Origin of the sequence: Brevibacterium zhoupengii (genome assembly GCF_021117425.1) — a bacterium.
Classification (GTDB): domain Bacteria; phylum Actinomycetota; class Actinomycetes; order Actinomycetales; family Brevibacteriaceae; genus Brevibacterium; species Brevibacterium zhoupengii.
In genome coordinates this window covers 4,391,820-4,408,116 of sequence record NZ_CP088298.1, presented here as the reverse complement: position 1 = coordinate 4,408,116, position 16,297 = coordinate 4,391,820, and the positions used below count along the sequence as shown (strand labels likewise).

Annotated in this window: 13 protein-coding genes; 8 read left to right on the top strand and 5 right to left on the bottom strand. The window is 57.4% G+C overall.

Features of this window, described 5'->3' with window-relative positions; genetic code table 11:
- Positions 1-293 precede the first annotated feature (293 nt).
- The 8 genes from rpmH (at position 294) to LQ788_RS19790 (ending at position 6,311) form a co-directional block, all read left to right on the top strand.
- Positions 294-431 (top strand): 50S ribosomal protein L34, encoded by a 138-nt coding sequence (rpmH, locus tag LQ788_RS19825; RefSeq protein WP_009882743.1) that lies wholly within the window; start codon positions 294-296, stop codon positions 429-431.
- A 2-nt stretch (positions 432-433) separates the two neighbouring features.
- A complete protein-coding gene (gene rnpA, locus LQ788_RS19820; RefSeq protein WP_262908287.1) occupies positions 434-799 on the top strand; it encodes a ribonuclease P protein component in 366 nt (121 codons plus the stop codon).
- 82 nt (positions 800-881) lie between these two features.
- On the top strand, positions 882-1,136 hold the full coding sequence (yidD, locus tag LQ788_RS19815; RefSeq protein WP_317207073.1) for a membrane protein insertion efficiency factor YidD: 255 nt from the start codon (positions 882-884) through the stop codon (positions 1,134-1,136).
- 172 nt (positions 1,137-1,308) lie between these two features.
- Entirely contained in the window at positions 1,309-2,268 is a 960-nt protein-coding gene (yidC, locus tag LQ788_RS19810) for a membrane protein insertase YidC (protein WP_231444015.1), read from the top strand.
- A gap of 9 nt (positions 2,269-2,277) precedes the next feature.
- Positions 2,278-2,859, top strand: a complete 582-nt coding sequence (locus tag LQ788_RS19805) for a Jag family protein (protein ID WP_231444013.1) — start codon at positions 2,278-2,280, stop codon at positions 2,857-2,859.
- Complete coding sequence (gene rsmG, locus LQ788_RS19800; RefSeq protein ID WP_231444011.1) at positions 2,852-3,490, top strand: 16S rRNA (guanine(527)-N(7))-methyltransferase RsmG; 639 nt, start codon at positions 2,852-2,854, stop codon at positions 3,488-3,490. Before LQ788_RS19805 ends, rsmG begins: the two co-directional genes overlap by 8 nt.
- Positions 3,491-3,556: 66 nt before the next feature.
- Positions 3,557-4,453 carry a ParA family protein gene (locus LQ788_RS19795; RefSeq protein ID WP_231444009.1) on the top strand — a complete coding sequence of 299 codons (897 nt, stop codon included), beginning with the start codon at positions 3,557-3,559 and terminating at the stop codon, positions 4,451-4,453.
- Entirely contained in the window at positions 4,446-6,311 is a 1,866-nt protein-coding gene (locus LQ788_RS19790) for a ParB/RepB/Spo0J family partition protein (protein WP_231444007.1), read from the top strand. The genes LQ788_RS19795 and LQ788_RS19790 overlap by 8 nt, the downstream gene beginning before the upstream one ends.
- A 2,955-nt stretch (positions 6,312-9,266) precedes the next feature.
- Here LQ788_RS19790 and LQ788_RS19785 read toward each other — a convergent pair.
- The 5 genes from LQ788_RS19785 to murJ all read right to left on the bottom strand — a co-directional run bounded on the left by LQ788_RS19785 (position 9,267) and on the right by murJ (position 16,297).
- Positions 9,267-10,409 (bottom strand): N-acetylmuramoyl-L-alanine amidase, encoded by a 1,143-nt coding sequence (locus LQ788_RS19785; protein ID WP_394801320.1) that lies wholly within the window; start codon positions 10,407-10,409, stop codon positions 9,267-9,269.
- Between the two features lie 97 nt (positions 10,410-10,506).
- Entirely contained in the window at positions 10,507-10,824 is a 318-nt protein-coding gene (trxA, locus tag LQ788_RS19780) for a thioredoxin (protein WP_009882752.1), read from the bottom strand.
- A 142-nt stretch (positions 10,825-10,966) separates the two neighbouring features.
- Entirely contained in the window at positions 10,967-11,962 is a 996-nt protein-coding gene (trxB, locus tag LQ788_RS19775) for a thioredoxin-disulfide reductase (protein WP_231444003.1), read from the bottom strand.
- Between the two features lie 158 nt (positions 11,963-12,120).
- Positions 12,121-14,658 (bottom strand): protein kinase family protein, encoded by a 2,538-nt coding sequence (locus tag LQ788_RS19770; protein ID WP_231444002.1) that lies wholly within the window; start codon positions 14,656-14,658, stop codon positions 12,121-12,123.
- Positions 14,659-14,683: 25 nt separating this feature from the next.
- Positions 14,684-16,297, bottom strand: a complete 1,614-nt coding sequence (gene murJ / locus LQ788_RS19765) for a murein biosynthesis integral membrane protein MurJ (protein WP_231444001.1) — start codon at positions 16,295-16,297, stop codon at positions 14,684-14,686.

The window sequence follows — 16,297 nt, the reverse complement described above, 5'->3', positions numbered from 1 at the left end:
GTGGATAACCATGTGGAAAACTACACGCTTGTTACTTGTGGACGGGTGAAGATGTGCAGGGAATGAATTTCGGCGAACAGCTCGCGACAGTGACGTGAAACATTGCCATCGAGTTTGACCAGCAACTTTGACCTTCGCTAAGATGGAGTGTCCTGTGTACCGGGCTTCATCCGATTATCTTGAATATCTTTTGGCTCTTATGCACAGGAGTGCTCGGCGGTCGAGACTCGCACCGCCGTTTTTTGTGAGAACGCATCGCCGTTCGACCGCAACCTAGAAATCGGAGACTTGAAGTGAGTAAGCGTACTTTCCAGCCCAATAACCGCAAGCGCGCCAAGAAGCACGGCTTCCGTCTGCGCATGCGCACCCGTGCCGGTCGTTCGATCCTGGCCGCACGTCGTCGCAAGGGACGTGCCGAAGTTTCGGCATAAGTGTGATCACCGCGGCTCACCGGATCCGCAGCGGAGATGACTTCAGAAGAGTCTTCAAAGCTGGCGTCCGCGTGCGCTCGGACCATTTGATGGCACACAGCCTGATTGATTCTGATGATTCCCACGCTGCACGCGTGGGTTTCATCGTATCCAAGGCCGTTGGAAACGCCGTTGTTCGGAACCGAGTGAAACGTCGTCTTCGAGAGATCATGCGGGTCCGACTCGACAGTCTGGACCCCGGCGCCCTGTTCGTCATCAGAGCATTGCCCCAAGCAGCCGGAGCGGAATTTGCCGAGCTCGAGTCCGAAGTCACGATTCTGATGGACAAGGCGCAGAAGAAGCTCGAGAGCCGTGGACGCCGAGCATGATCTGAAGCACCCCTCGGAGGTGCCTCGCAGGCCCGCCGGGTTCTGGCCCACCGCGTGGTGGCTGATCCGGATCGGACCGCGCATGCCGTTCGTGTGGTTCATCCGGGCCTATCGAATCGTAGTGTCGCCGATGTATGGACAGGTCTGTCGGTACTATCCCAGCTGCTCGATGTACGGCTTGGAGGCTTTCGAGATACACGGAGTTCTCAAGGGAATGGTGTTAACTGGGTGGCGAATACTGCGATGCAATCCCTTTTCCCATGGCGGGGTGGACCATGTTCCCGGTTCAGCGCGCCAGGCCCGCTCAGTCTCCATGCACGATGATGAGGGCCACTGACAATATTTGACGTGTGTGCGACGGATGTTCAGCGCATCTGTGCACCGCGAGTTGCTAGGGGCTGAGGCCTCCGGCGCGTGCGAAAGCAGAACGATGAGTTCTGTGTCGCGAAGACCTGAGAACAATGGCAAAATGAACGATCGTGAAGATTCGTTGTAACGAGGAGTACTGAATGGACTGGATGGACAAGCTGCTCTACCCGCTGCAGTGGGTAGTTGCTTGGATCCTCGCGATCTTCCACGAGATCTTCACAGCGATCGGCCTTCCTGCCGCAAACGGTTGGACCTGGGTGCTGTCGATTGCGGGACTGACTCTCGTGATTCGTGCGGTCCTGATTCCGCTGTTCGTCTATCAGATCAAATCTCAGCGTAAGATGCAGCTGCTGCAGCCTGAGATTCAGCGCCTGCAGGCCAAGTACAAGGGCAAGAAGGATCAGTACTCGCGTCAGGCTATGGCCGAAGAGCAGATGAATCTGTTCCGCGACAACAAGACCAGCCCCTGGGCCTCGTGTCTGCCTCTCCTCGTGCAGATGCCGATCTTCTTCTCTCTCTTCCGTGTCATCCACAACATGCCCAAGGTGGCCGATGGGTCGGTCGGTGCGATCGGCGGGTTCACTCAGAATCTCGCGATTCAGGCTGAGCAGTCGTCGGTCTTCGGAATTTCGCTGTCGGCGGTCTTCACGGACCCGGGCTTCGCTGTCAAGCTCCTGACCGGCATTCTCATCGTCATCATGGCCGGGACGATGTTCATCACTCAGAAGCAGATGATGGCGAAGAACATGTCGGAGTCCGCCATGGCGAACCCGATGATGCAGTCGCAGAAGATGCTTCTCTACGTGATGCCTCTTGTCTTCGGCATCGGCGGAATCTACTTCCCACTCGGTGTCCTCTTCTACTGGCTCGTCTCGAACACCTGGACGATGTGCCAGCAGCATGTCGTCATCCGCAATATGCCAGCTCCCGGTTCCAAAGCCGAGAAGGAGATGCTGGAGCGGAAGGCGCGCAAGGGCAAGCCTGTTCAGAAATCTGAGGTCAAGGGCGGGACCGCCACCGAAGTTCAGCAGACCCCGAACCAGAGCCGTCAGCGGCAGCAACCGGTGAGCAAGAACCGCAAGAAGAACAAGAAGCGCTGAGGAAGAACCATGACTGAAGAGAATGTCGACACGACTGTTGATGAGACCGTCGACGCGACTGCCGACACTGGCGCCGCTGTTGATGGTGCTGAGAAATCTAAGAAGCCGACGAGAGCAGAACTCCTCGAAGAAGAGGGAGAGATTGCAGCGGATTACCTCGAAGAGCTGATGGATGTTGCTGACATCGATGGCGACATCGACATCGATGTCGGGGATGGACGCGCACAGCTGTCGATCGTCTGTGAGGACGACGAGGATTCTAATCTGCGCACCCTGGTCGGCCGCGATGGCAAAACCCTCGGCGCTTTGCAGGAACTCAGCCGGCTTGCCGTGCAGACCAGCACCGGCCAGCGTTCCTGGCTCATGCTCGACATTGACGGCTTCCGCAATAATCGTCGCGATGAGCTCATCAAGAAGGCGAAGCAGGCAATTGACGATGTCAAGGAGTCCGGCAACGAGTTCGCGTTCAAGCCGATGAACAGCTTCGAACGTAAGATCATTCACGATCAGGTTGCTCAGGCCGGATTGGTGTCGGAGTCTGAAGGCGAGGGTGAGGGCCGGCATGTGCTTGTCCGTCCTGCCCATGACTGACCTTTCCGCCCTCGAAATTCCCCCGGCAGGCACAGAAGAGTTCTTCGGTGCCGCCTACCCAACTGCACAGCGGTATGCACAGCATCTGGCTACAACTGGCATCGAATGGGGCCTGATCGGTCCTCGTGAGATCGACAGGCTCTGGACGAGGCACATTCTCAATTGCGCTGTTGTCGCTGAATTCATTGATGACGGTGATGTCGTCGGTGATGTCGGCAGTGGCGCGGGCCTGCCCGGGATTCCGATTGCGCTGCTTCGTCCCGAGGCACAGGTTGTGCTCATCGAGCCGATGGAACGTCGGGTCGAATGGCTGAAGATGGTCGTAGACGATTTGGGCCTGGGCAATGTGCGAATCGTCCGCGCCCGAGTTGAGGAGCTCGTCGATGAGGAGATGTTCACGGTTGTGACCTCACGCGCGGTCAAAGCGATGTCGACCCTCATCGAATGGACGCACGAAGTGATGGGACCTGAGGGTCGCATCCTTGCTCTCAAGGGGGCATCGGTCGAAGCGGAGCTGGTGAAGACGAAGAAGCTTTTGAAGCGTTATCGACTGTCTCAGCCGGAGATTCACATCGTCGACGGCGGAATCCTCGATGTCCCCAGCCGTGTCGTCGAGATAGTCAAGAAATAGTACGAAGTAGATTTGGTCTAGGCTGAGTATAGCTTTGTGAAACCAATGGATGATGGAGTGCGCCGAATGCCGATCATGGACGAGTCGTCTCCCATAGGTGCTGCTATCGCGCGTGATAATCGACGCGCTGATCGACTGTCCCAGGCGAGTTTTCCACGACCAGACTCTACTCGGGTCTTCACGATCGCGAACCAGAAGGGCGGCGTCGGGAAGACCACGACCGCAGTGAATATCGCTGCCGCGTTGGCGAATCAGAACCTCAATGTTCTGCTCATCGACATCGACCCGCAGGGCAACGCGAGTACCGCTCTGGGTATCGACCACTACTCCGAGGTCACCAGCATCTACGACGTCATCATCGACGACGTTCCGATGCGCGAGGCAGTTGCGCAGTGCCCGGACTTCGAAACACTCAAATGTGTGCCGGCGACAATCGACCTGGCCGGCGCGGAGATCGAGCTGGTCTCGCTGGTTGCCCGGGAACAGCGCCTGCAACGCTCTCTTGGTTTCTACCTCGATGAAGAGGCGGCTGCAGGAAATCGGGTTGACTATGTCATCGTTGATTGCCCTCCGAGCCTGGGACTCCTGACAGTCAACGCGTTCGTTGCTGCTCGGGAAGTCCTGATCCCCATCCAGTGCGAGTACTATGCGCTCGAGGGTCTGAGTCAACTGTTGAAGAACATTCAGCTGATCCAGAAGCACCTCAACCCCAAGCTGTCGATCTCAACGATCCTGCTGACGATGTACGACGGTCGGACCAACCTCAGCGCTCAGGTTGCGGAAGATGTTCGCACGCATTTCCCTGAACAGGTATTGTCCTCCGCGATCCCTCGCTCTGTACGGATCTCTGAGGCTCCGAGCTACGGTCAGACTGTCATTTCCTATGACCCCCATTCCAGTGGCGCTTTGTCCTACCGCGAAGCAGCCGAAGAAATCGCACAACGAGGAGTAAATCGTGGCTGAACGCAAGAAGCGTGGACTGGGCCGTGGACTGGGTGCTTTGATCCCGGATGCGGCGTCGAGCGATCGCCCAGTCGACGTGTTCTTCTCCGGAGGCGATTCGGATGAGGCTAAACAGGGATCGGAAGAGCAGAAGGCGCCTCGGACGGCTCGGACAGATCCAGCGGCTTCTATGCAGTCTTCACGGCGGCGGAAGCCGAAAGCAGCGTCCTCTACAACATCGTCGACTGCCAAGACAGCCGAGACAGACTCGTCAACTGGAAAGTCTTCTTCCGCGAAGAGTGCTTCAACACCCAAGTCTTCAACGTCGAAGAGCACACCTGCGAAGCGCACTTCCGCCAAGGCTGCCAGCACGTCATCGACGAACACGAAGAAGTCTGCTCCCTCAGCCAAGGCTCCATCGACGTCGGCCGCGTCATCCACAACTTCCAAGCGTTCAACAACGGGGTCTAAGACCTCCAGGAGCAAGACCGCCGACGGCAAGGCCACGCGCACAGCAGCCAAAACAACGAGTGCCGGCACCGAAGCCTCCACATCCAGTGTGCCGACATCCAGCGTGAAGACGCCGTCCGACGTGAAGATCTCACGAACGAAGGAAGCCGCATCAACGGCATCATCTCCGGAAGTTGATAGTGTCCCCGCGACATCCCGTGTTGAGACTTCACAGGGCCAGGAATATGACACCAGCTATGAGGCCGTCGCACCCAGCTTTGAGACTGCGGAACCTGACGTGGAGGCGAGCTCGGGTGCTGTCACCGACGAAGGTAGTGAATCGGAGACGTCAAGCCTCGATGACGAGGTGTCCGAAAATCACCCTGGGGTATATCGGTCGGGCCATGAAACTTTTGACGAGGCCCGTACGGAACAGAGTGCAATTGGCGAACAGACTACAGATGAAGTAGACCCTTCGTCGGAGATCACTTCCGAGTCGGATGGCTACTCACCTGTGGAAGAGTCGAGTGAGGGGGCTTCGGAAGCAGGCAGTAGTGACGAGGGAGTCTCCGCCTCTGGTGACGAGTCCGGTATCGAGTCGTCAGGCGTCGATTCGATCCCTGATACAGAGTTCGGCGAGATCAATGTAGACCTGATTGATGCCAACCCTCGTCAGCCGCGTACGTTCTTTGATGAAGACCAACTCAGCGAGCTCGTTCACAGCATTCGCGAGATTGGTGTGCTGCAGCCCGTAGTCGTGCGGCAGAAACCCGGGAATTCTGAGCGCTTCGAACTGATCATGGGTGAGCGTCGTCTACGGGCGACGAAGGACGCTGGCCTCTCCGCCATTCCTGCGATCATCCGGTATGTTGACGACACCGATTTGCTCCGCGATGCGTTGCTTGAGAACTTGCATCGCGCAGAACTTAATCCACTGGAGGAAGCTGCTGCCTACGGACAGCTGTTGGAAGACTTCGGCTGCACACAGGAAGAGCTTTCCGAGAGGATCGGTCGATCACGTCCGCAGATTTCCAACACTCTTCGCCTACTCCGTCTGCCACCGCTCGTACAACGTCGAGTTGCGGCGGGGGTCATCTCTGCCGGACATGCTCGTGCGATTCTTGGTTTGCGGGAACCCGAACATATGGAGATTCTGGCTCAGCGCATCGTTGCAGAGGGTTTGTCGGTGAGGGCGTCTGAAGAGGCAGTCGTCCTGTTGAACCGTGGTGATTCCATGAATGTTTCACGTGCAACGACGAAGGTGGCGCCTCAGTTTATTGAAGTTGCTGAGAGGCTCGGGGATCGTCTGGACACGAAGGTGAACATCACCGTTGGTAAGAAGAAGGGTAAATTGAGCGTCGAATTTGCGAACCAAGACGATCTCGACCGAATTCTATTGCTGCTGGGTGTAGAGTCGCCGAACGAATAGCGTACCGCTAGCCGCTAGCCGCTAGATCAGGAGCGGGTGAGAAGATTCAGTTCTTCTCACCCGCTCTTTTTCATTCCTCTTTTGATGCTGATTAATGCCGGCGCGCTCGATTTCCCAAAAATGAGCGCAAATAGATTGATAGACCGGAGTGCATCCACGCTATTGCGGTTCATGCAGCCATACAGGCCGCCATTTCGCTTGTGCTAGCGGGATAGGGCCGAGAGATGAAGTGAGACTACGGGTCGAATAGTGATTAGCAACCGGTATTGTTTCACGTGAAACACCCGATCGTACGAGCTTAAGGGTTCCGAGGAGATGGGTGAAGGCCCATCCACCGTGCATAACATCCGATTGTTTTGGGTTGCTTAACCTTGAAATGTTCCCGATGCGGAGGCGCGGTTCCCAGCTTTGCCTCCGTCTATTGCATGCCTGCCTCTATTCGGAGCTTGTCGTCACTGTGTGATGCACCGCTTTCGATGAACGTAGGGTGGCGGACAATCCTTAAGGGTCTTATGGGTCTGCGCAACTGATCGCGCAGGATCGTTTCACGTGAAACGACCAACGTCGATGGGCAACGTGATTGAAGCGTCAGACGCCTATTGATCGGGTACATAGAAATTCCCCAGTTCGGTGGTTTGGAGCGCGCCCCATGTCTACTTGCCCTAGTGCTAAATGCTGCAGCTTATGTTGGTTTCATCGACTATCTGCACCTGTCTGGGGGGGGCAATGTTGGCACCTCGGTGCTCACGTTTCACGTGAAACGCCTAGTCGGGCAAAGATGTGTCTTCTAGAATATGCATGCCTCTGCTGATTTGCGGGATGAATTTGCGAATGCTCCCTAGGTGATATTGACCGTGCAAGGCAACGTCGTTGGTTGTCCTGCAGTGAACATGTCAGCCAGTTCTTTGGTTCGATTAGAGCGGGGACTTTCCCCAAAATGTAGAGGCGTTAGCGGTTCGGGTTTGCTGTCCCAGTCGCCCAACTGACGTAACTCTCCGACCATAGGATTTCATGTTTCACGTGTAACATCTGTGTCGCTTGGGAGGTCGCTGTTCGGCTGTGTCGCCTGTGCTGACTGGTTTCTAGCCGTCGATGTTGAGACGTGCGGCCTTAACCTGATCTTGCGACGGTCGATGGCCCCTATAGATGGTGGCCTAACGTGGCTCGACAACAGGTAGGAAAGGCCTTCCCCCGCGAGTGTATCGGCAACTGAAAGGCTATAGGGATAGTTTCCGAGGTGTTGGACCCCGGGGGTTCTATGGCTAACACAAGTTCCGAGGCGGGAATTTGTAGTATGTAGTTGCCGCTAGAAGAGCTGGGGTGTCTCTGTTTCACGTGAAACGCGTGGTTGGTGGTCAATTGAAGAGTGAATTTTGATCGTGGAGATGTGCGATGAGATTCCGTTACTACCCGATCGAGGCTGCTCTCGTGGATACACCCATTAGCCGACTGCCGCCCACTCCCTCAACTCTCGGGTGCTTGTTTCACGTCGAACAATTCATGTTCGACCATTGTCATTTGATTTGGTGCGGACCCGAATAGGTCTTTGTACCCCGATCTTCGACTTCAGGCCTCGTTAGTCATGGTCGGAGCCGTTCACTTAACAGCGTCCACTGGTCGGTCTGGCCCCCTTTACTCTTCGCGAATGTGTAGGCCGTAGCCACCGTTTCACGTGAAAGATGTACGTGAGAAACGGTGTCTTACCGCTTTGGGTCCGGTCGGGCTCAACTCCATAGGACGACCGATCGGCAGTGCACCAGGTGTGTGCAGGACGAAATACGGGCCGAGCCTAGTGTCTGTCGACTGTTGATGAGCATCCGAGGGCGTGTCGACTATCTGAGAGCGTTGAGTAGGCTAATCATGTTGCTCCTTTTGGCGCCGTCCGGAATCGACTCGTCACCATTAGCGACTGTGGTTTGTTTTGGTCTATCGACTCCCTAACCCGGTTTCACGTGGAACATCGTATTCGTATTGGTATCTCCGAAAGCTTCCTTTGATAGTCGTAGCTGTACGCCGGGAAGATTGATCGTTACCGCTACGTCAGCCGAATGAGTCTGATCACTCGGTTGCATCCGATGGCCGTCCGTTTGATGCTTACGTGCGTGTGCGGATCGTAAGGTTGGCTCGTAGTGGTGTTGTTTCACGTGAAACCTACTATGAACAGCAGGTAGGACATTCGGTCTTGACTGGAATATCATGACATTCGTCCAACTGGTTGTGTGCTGCGAACGTGTAGGTAGCGAGTCAGAACTCACAGCGGAGAAATCATTACTCTGTCGAATTTCGCTAATGAAGCTGCGGGTATTACAGTCCTACTGTCCTACTGCAAACACGAAGCACCAGTCGCTCCCGGAATCGACTTGGGTGGCGTCTGTAGGGATAACGATTGTTTCACTTGGAACAGCAAGGGTGAATCTCGTTCCCGTAAACGTTGTTGAATCTTCTTGAAATGACTCATCCATACTATTCTTCTCTGTCGAGACAAAGTCGGGCTGGGTCTGCACGCCTGTTCGGGATTACAGAAGTGCTTCGAGGCGGTGCTCGAAGACGTCGAGCTCGACAAGGCAGCGGATGTGCGCCTGATTGTTGATCAGAGCGATTTTGGTATGTGTCCGGTTGAAATAGGCAGCTACAGGTGGCGAATGAATTGTGTTCCAACGGGGCGAGGAATGATGCCCCGTCGCGGGTGCCCTACATTGGGAGATTGAGCTCGAGCGTACGGTCGTACAGATCGAGCCTTGTACTTGGCGTCGATACGGTATCCACTCGGAGAAGGCGCCGGCTAAGGCATTCTTTTAGCTGTTGCTCACCAATGTCGCCAACTTTGGAATAGGCTGCAGCTCATCGTCTTGCGTAGGCGCCTAATGCACCACAAGTGCGTGGATGTATCGTCTGGTAATCTCGGACTCTATTGGTCGACGCTGTGTTTCACGTGAAACTCAGCCCGATGAGGATTCAGCTGTACGCTTTGATTTCCGCGAGGCTCAAGGTACCCGTCTCAGGATCTGAATCTTCTCGAACGTATAGCCTCTGCAGCCCTGCCGCGATGCCGTCTGCAATTGCGTCCCGTACGTTGGGGTCCTCGAGGTTCTCCAGATCATGGCTATTCGTCAGGTAGCCGGAGACCACATGAACCTTCGGGGTGCGTAGTCGTTTCAAGGAGGACCACGTGCGTGCGTGGCTTCGGCAGTCCTTCATTCCGGTGCGCGCAGTGAGTTCGCTCTGTATGAGTTCTGCCAACCGTGCTCCAGTTGGAGAGTTGATATCGGCGTGGGTTTCGTGCCCGAAGAAGAAGGTGGCGATTCCATTTGCGTCTTTGGACTTATTGACGTCGGCAGTCACAGTGATGACGGCGGACGCTCCCAGCTGGTCGGCTGTGTTGACTTCGACTGCATCGCCATCGAGAACGATTGCGCCTGCGCCGACTACTTCGAGCCTACCGGCAAGGCGAGTTGCTATATCGGTTGTGATGCGACGCTCGGTCTCCGCCTGTTCCTGAGTCATTGGCAGCGTGACGAAATCTACAACTGTAGTGGCCGCTTCGATCACGAAGGTCCGACCGGCGAGGGACGTTCCGGATGCCGCGACGCGTGCGCGTTCTTCGAGAGCGAAGAGGTTGCCTGTGTCCTGTTTACGATCGATTGCATCGAGTCCTCGTAGTGTCTGTGGACCGGCGATTCCGTCAACCTTGGTGCCGAGGCTCATCTGCAGTTCTTTGACAGCAGCGTCAGTGATCGCAGAGTATTCGGCATCCATACGGCCCGCGTAGAAACCGAGGCCTGCGAGCGTACGTTGGAGTCGCAGGACATCATCGCCTGTAAGGACTCTGACGGGGTCATAGCGGAGCACGCGGTCCCCGAGCTGATATCTGGCCCGTTCGAGCTCTGAAAACGTCTCTTTGCCCATAACACCGTCGCAGAGGATACCGCGCACTTGCTGGAACTGTCGGACTCCCAGTTCAAAGGCGCGATCGAACGCGTCAGAATCGGCATCACCGACATTGAGTCCCAGACGAGCCATCTGAGATTTGATGTTGGGCAAAACCTCAGAGCTGTCCCCGCGTGAAAACTGCGGGTGTGGGTTGTGAGTCAATGCCATGCCAATCTGCTGTGCGAAGTTCTGAACGTGTTCCTGTCTGCCATCTGGATAGACCTAAGGCGCCTGTTGATCGTACAACAGGCGCCTTAGAACATGATCAGATGAAGTCGGAGAGCTCATCTTCAAGCGCCGGCTTTGGCCGGGCGCCGATGATGGTCTTGGCTACCTCACCATCTTTGAAGACATAGAGGGCCGGAATCGAGGTGATTCCGTACTTGCTCGCAGTCTCGAGGTTCTCGTCTGTGTTGACCTTGACCACGTTGAGCTTCTCGGTGTTCTCTTCCGCGATCTGATCAACAATGGGGCTGACCATACGGCACGGGCCGCACCAGGGTGCCCAGAAATCGACCAGGACCGGCTTGTCGGACTTCAATACGGTCTCTTCGAACGTGGCGTCAGTGACTTCTGTCGACATGACCAACCTTTCTCTCAATGATGTTCAATAGCAGAAACAGCGGTTGCGTGAGTTTCATTCCCCGAGGCGACGTTTCGACTCAGAAGCTGCAGACGCAGTTTGAGACGACTGGCCGTTGTCTACGCCCGGCGAGGTGGGTATATCAGGAGGCGACTGGCGCCGCGGTTTCAGAGACGTCTGCCGTGACAGCTTCGGCCTGCTTTGCTACTGCTTCCAGATCGGCAAGGTAGTGCTCAGCGTCAAGTGCTGCCGAGCAGCCCGATCCTGCAGCCGTGATGGCCTGCCTGTACACCGAATCGATGACATCGCCGGCGGCGAAGACACCCTCGATCGCGGTCTTGGAGGTTCGTCCTTCGACATTGAGATAGCCGTCAGGCCGCAGTGAGAGCTGGTCTCCGAAGAGGCTGGTACGCGGATCCGAGCCGATGGCTACGAACATGCCCGTCACGGGCAGTTCGGAGGTGTCGCCTGTGACGGTGTTGCGGACAGTGAGGCCGGTCAACGAGTCTTCACCGTGTATTTCGGCCACTTCGCTGTCGAGGAGGTACTCGAGCTTCTCATCGGCTGCCGCTCTGTCCTGCATCGCCTGCGAAGCTCGAAGCTCCTGGCGGCGGTGGATCAGCGTCACCTTGGATGCGAAACGCGTGAGGAATGTTGCTTCCTCGAGGGCGGAGTCGCCACCGCCGATCACGGCGATGTGCTGGTCCCGGAAGAAGAAGCCGTCGCAGGTTGCGCACCAGCTGACACCGTGGCCGGACAGTTTCTTCTCATTCGGAAGGTTGAGCTCGCGGTATGCCGAACCGGTCGCGAGGATGACGGCCTGAGCTGTGTACCGGGCCCCGAGGGCCGTTTCGATCTGATGAGCACCTGGTTCAAGCTTGAGGCTCGAGACGTCATCGTAGATGACCTCGGCACCGAACTTCTCAGCCTGCTCGCGCATGCTCTCCATGAGCTCCGGGCCTTGCACACCGGCGGGGAAACCTGGGTAGTTCTCGACATCAGTGGTGTTCATGAGTTCACCACCGGCTGTCACAGAACCCGCAATGACTACGGGCGAAAGATTCGCACGAGCCGCGTAGACGGCCGCGGTGTATCCGGCCGGACCCGACCCGATGATCACCAATTGTGTATCAGTCATGTGAAAATTCCCTGTTTCTGCTCGCTGTGTTCTCAGTGCCCCGCTCGACGGCGGCACAGAATGCCTATCGTACGTGTAACGGTACGGCGGTTGCGACTATTCCGCACCTGCTGTTGAGGGAAACGGGTGGCCGCTCACCCTGCCGGCGTCTGTGGTTCCTACTTGATGTCGACGGTGTTGACGATGGCGCGGAATCCGCCTTCGTCCTGGGGAAGCTCGGTGACCCAGAGGATGAGGTTGTCTGTCTCGACGTCATCATCGAGCTTGATCGTGACACCGTCCGAGTCGAACTTCCCTTCGCCCACCTTCTTCGCATCCTCAGGGTCGGAACCATTGAGAATATCGAAGCTTCCGCCCGAGTTCGACGACTTGACCTTGACCTCTTTCACCGTGGCCTTGTCTTCGAGTTCGAACAGCAGTCCGACACCAGACTTCAGGTTGCCGAAGGACGCCGAGTTATAGCGGTCGGTGCGCCATGATCCGTCGGTGTTGGGAACGACGTCTTGTGCCTGGTCGTCGTTCTCCTCATCGTCGCCCTCGGGATCCAGGGCCGAAACCTTTTCGATCTTCGGCGGTTCTGTCTGAGGCTCTTCTGTCTTCTTGTCTTTGCTGTCATCCGTCTTTGCCGGAGCCGAGGTTTCGGCGACCGGTTCGGGATTGTCATCGCCTGAGGTGAAGCTGAAGACAGTGATAGAGATGACGATGGCGGCGATGACTACGAGTGCGAGGACCAGCCAGGCGAATGGTTTTCGGGTGTTCTTAGGGTCCTCGTCCGAGTCGTGGCCATTGTTCGCAGATCCGCCGGCGGCACCTGCACCGCCCGCTGCACCGGCACCGCCGGCAACCGCATTCCCTGCCCCCGACTTCTTCGCCGGTGTATCTGAGGTCGCAGAGTTACCTCCGGTCGAGGCTCCAGCATTCGCGGACTGCTTCTTGCCTCCTGACGGCTTCTTGCCTGTGGAACCACCGGCCTTCTCACCACCGGCCTTCTCACCACCGGCCTTCGAAGCTCCGGCAAACGCAGCTGCACCTGCGGCGCCGACAGCCGCCGCACCAGCGGCAGCTCCTGCCTTGCCAGAACGTGACTTTTCGGCGGTACCCTGCTCGGGCGAGACGGCGGGAACGGGAGCAGTCGTCCGAGTCGAATCGGTGTCTGACTCGTCGACCGAATTGGGCGAAAGCCTACGCACCTGCTTGGGCGGAGTGGAGGCATTGGCCTCTTGTCGTTTGCTTGCTGACGACGCTTCGAGTGCCGCAATGCGCCGGCGGGCCTCGTCCTCTTTCGCCTTGGCGATGCGGCGTTCGCGTTCGTATTCGCGCAGCTGATGTTCACGCTGCTGCTCATTGGTCTCGAACATTCCGCCGAGGAACCACGAACCGTCGTCTTCGTCATCCATGATGACTCGGGTGTCGTTGTCATCCTCGGTCTCTTCAACAACGTCGTCGGAGACGATGTCGAGTGCTTGGGTATCGGGATCCGAATCCTGAGCATCACGATTCATGATCGGAGACGTCAGATTTTCGTCGTACTCGTGATCGGCGTATGCGGAGTACTCCGAATAGGTCTGCTCAGGCTCCCATTCCTCCCAGTCCTGGGCGGCATTGTCGAGCTGATCCTTACCGATGGGGAAGCTGGATGCCTCACGCATCTGCATCCGATCCGCGTACTGTCCCGTCGTCTTGCCCACGACACCCACAGCCAGTCCGCGTGTTCCCGGACGGGTGATGCCGATGCGTACCAGAGCAGCCTTGACCTGGTCGTCACTGGCGGTGTTCGCCGGGGTCGCACCGATTGATGTCGATCGCGGCGTGGGCAGGCTCGTCGCCTCGTCGAAGCTGCGTGGTGACTGGTTGAAGACGCTGTCGTTGTCGAGCACCGGTGCACGATTGACGTAGCGCAGCAGCTCGGCATCCCACTCATCAAGGTAGCCCAGCACTTCTGCCACAGATCCGGGTCCCGGATCAGATCCGGTGAGGATTCCGCTGACGAAGTCATCGAGTTCGTTGGAGACCTCGGGATTGAGAGACTTGGCGCGCGCGATGCGCGAGTTCTCTCGTCCGGCGGCGGGTATTCCGTTGAATGGTTCTTCGGCGGGCCAGTATCCGGTGATGGCGGCATAGAAGAGCCGGATGAGTCCCAGTGCATCTTCGCGCGAGGCCTTCGTCGGCGTGTAGTCCTCGGGAGCGATGACCTCAGTGCCCAGTGCCAGGGCGGCGTCGATGCCGATACCGGAGACCAGTACGGTGCCCTTGGTCGTGATTCCCACGGTGTTCGGGCGCAGGAACATATGAAACAGGCCGCGCCGGGCGGCGGTGACGAGAACCGTTCCGATCTCGCCGATGAGAGCGCAGGCGGCATCGATGGGTAGCGGGGATTTGGGGAGGATCTCGCTCAGTGGCGTGACGGCGATGCGTTTGGACACGACATAGTCGAGTCCGTTCGAATGGCCGACGTCCAAGGTCGGGGCAATGCGATGATCGCCGAGGATGGAGACCCGTCGCGCTGCCTCGAGCACATCCGTGGATCCATCGGCATCGGCGACGTGGATGAGCACTGGTTCATCGAGGATGGCATCCAGAGCTGTGCACACTGCCCCCGCTTGCGGATTCTCCTCGAGCCACCGACGGTCGACCGTTGATACGACGTAACGACCGGCAACTACCATGCCGGGTTCGATATCGATCAGGGTGACCACCTCCAGAGGGGCTTCAATGCGCAGGCTATTTTCTTAGTTTTCCAGCAACGACGCCAATAATCGAATGCAACTCTCTGACTTTCAGCAAATAACATGCTCCCAAGAAGACAATGAGCATGAGTGTGCCGACGGCAGCGGTGGAGACGAATGCCTGCCACTGTCCCGACAGAGCGAAGTCCGGGAAGAAGAAGAGAAGCCCGTATCCGGCCATTCCAGCAACCAAAGCTGCTACCAAGAACTTCATGTGAGCGGTCAGGATCCCGCGAAGATCAATGTCGCCGAGTCGTTTCTTCAAGAGTGTGAACGACAGGATCATCGCGAGCAGATACCCCAGGCTCATCGCCAGGCCGATGATGGCCACCGTGACCGAATTCGGGAAGATCGAGGCCGAGAGCACCAAAAGGGATTGGAAGATCACCTGCGGAAGTTGGATGAAGAACGGCGTCTTCGCATCCTCATAGGCATAGAAGACCCTCTGCGCCAGGTAGTTGGCACTGAAGGGAATGAGTCCGAACACCATGGCGATGATGACGAGCCCAACTGCCATTGCCTGTTCGCGGCCGTCGCCGGCAATGATCATCGCCACGGGCGAGGCGAGGACGATGAGTGCTGCCACGGCAAAGGAGTTGATCAGGCCGACCATGCGCACACCCATGGAGAAATCGCCGACGACCGCCTCGGTGTCCTTGTTGGCGGCATTCTTGCTCAACGAGGTGAACAGCGCTGTGGCCAGCGATACCGCAATGAGCGAGTGCGGGAGCATGAAGACGAGATAGCCGTATGAATATGCGGCATTCGAGGCATTGCCCTCACCCGGGACGGAGGCTCCAGCGGCGATGCGGGAGATGATGAGGAAGCCGATCTGTCCGATGAGCATGGCCGAGAAGGTCCAGAACGCCACCTTTCCTGCGGTGGCCAGGCCGACCCCGCGGAAGCCGAAGGTCGGCTTGTACTTGAACCCGATGCGCTTGAGCGGCCAGATCAGGATGAGTGCCTGAGCGACGACTCCCAATGTGGCCGATCCTGCCAGGAGAGCGATCATGCCCGGAGTCCAGGTGCTCAACTCATGCGGATTCGCATCGTTCGTGCCGAAGACGAGGATGAAGACGAGGAGGCCCACGATGGCCACGACATTGTTGAGCACAGGCGCCCACATGTATGGACCGAAGGAGGACTTGGCGTTGAGTACCTGGCCCAGGAGTGTGTAGAGGCCGTAGAAGAACAGCTGCGGCAGGCACCAGAAGGCGAAGGCCGTTGCCAAGGCCATCTGATCCGGACCCCACCCCGAGGAGTAGAGCCAGACGAGCAGCGGTGCGGCCAGAGTGGCGATGAGGCCGACTGCCGCCAGGATGAGGAATGCCAGGGTCAGAAGTCGGTTTGTGTAGTCTTCGCCCCCGTCCTTCCTCTTCGACGCCCGAACCAGCTGCGGGACGAGGACGGCGTTGACCACACCGCCGGCCAGCAGCATGTACAGGGTGTTGGGCACCTTGTTGGCGACATCGAAGGCATCGGCTTGCACCGCGGTGACGCCGATCGCCATCGCGAGCAGCGACGCCTTGACCAAGCCCAAAATGCGCGAGGTCAGGGTTCCTGCGGTCATAATGGCCGAGGATTTGGCCAATGATGAAAGATTGGACAA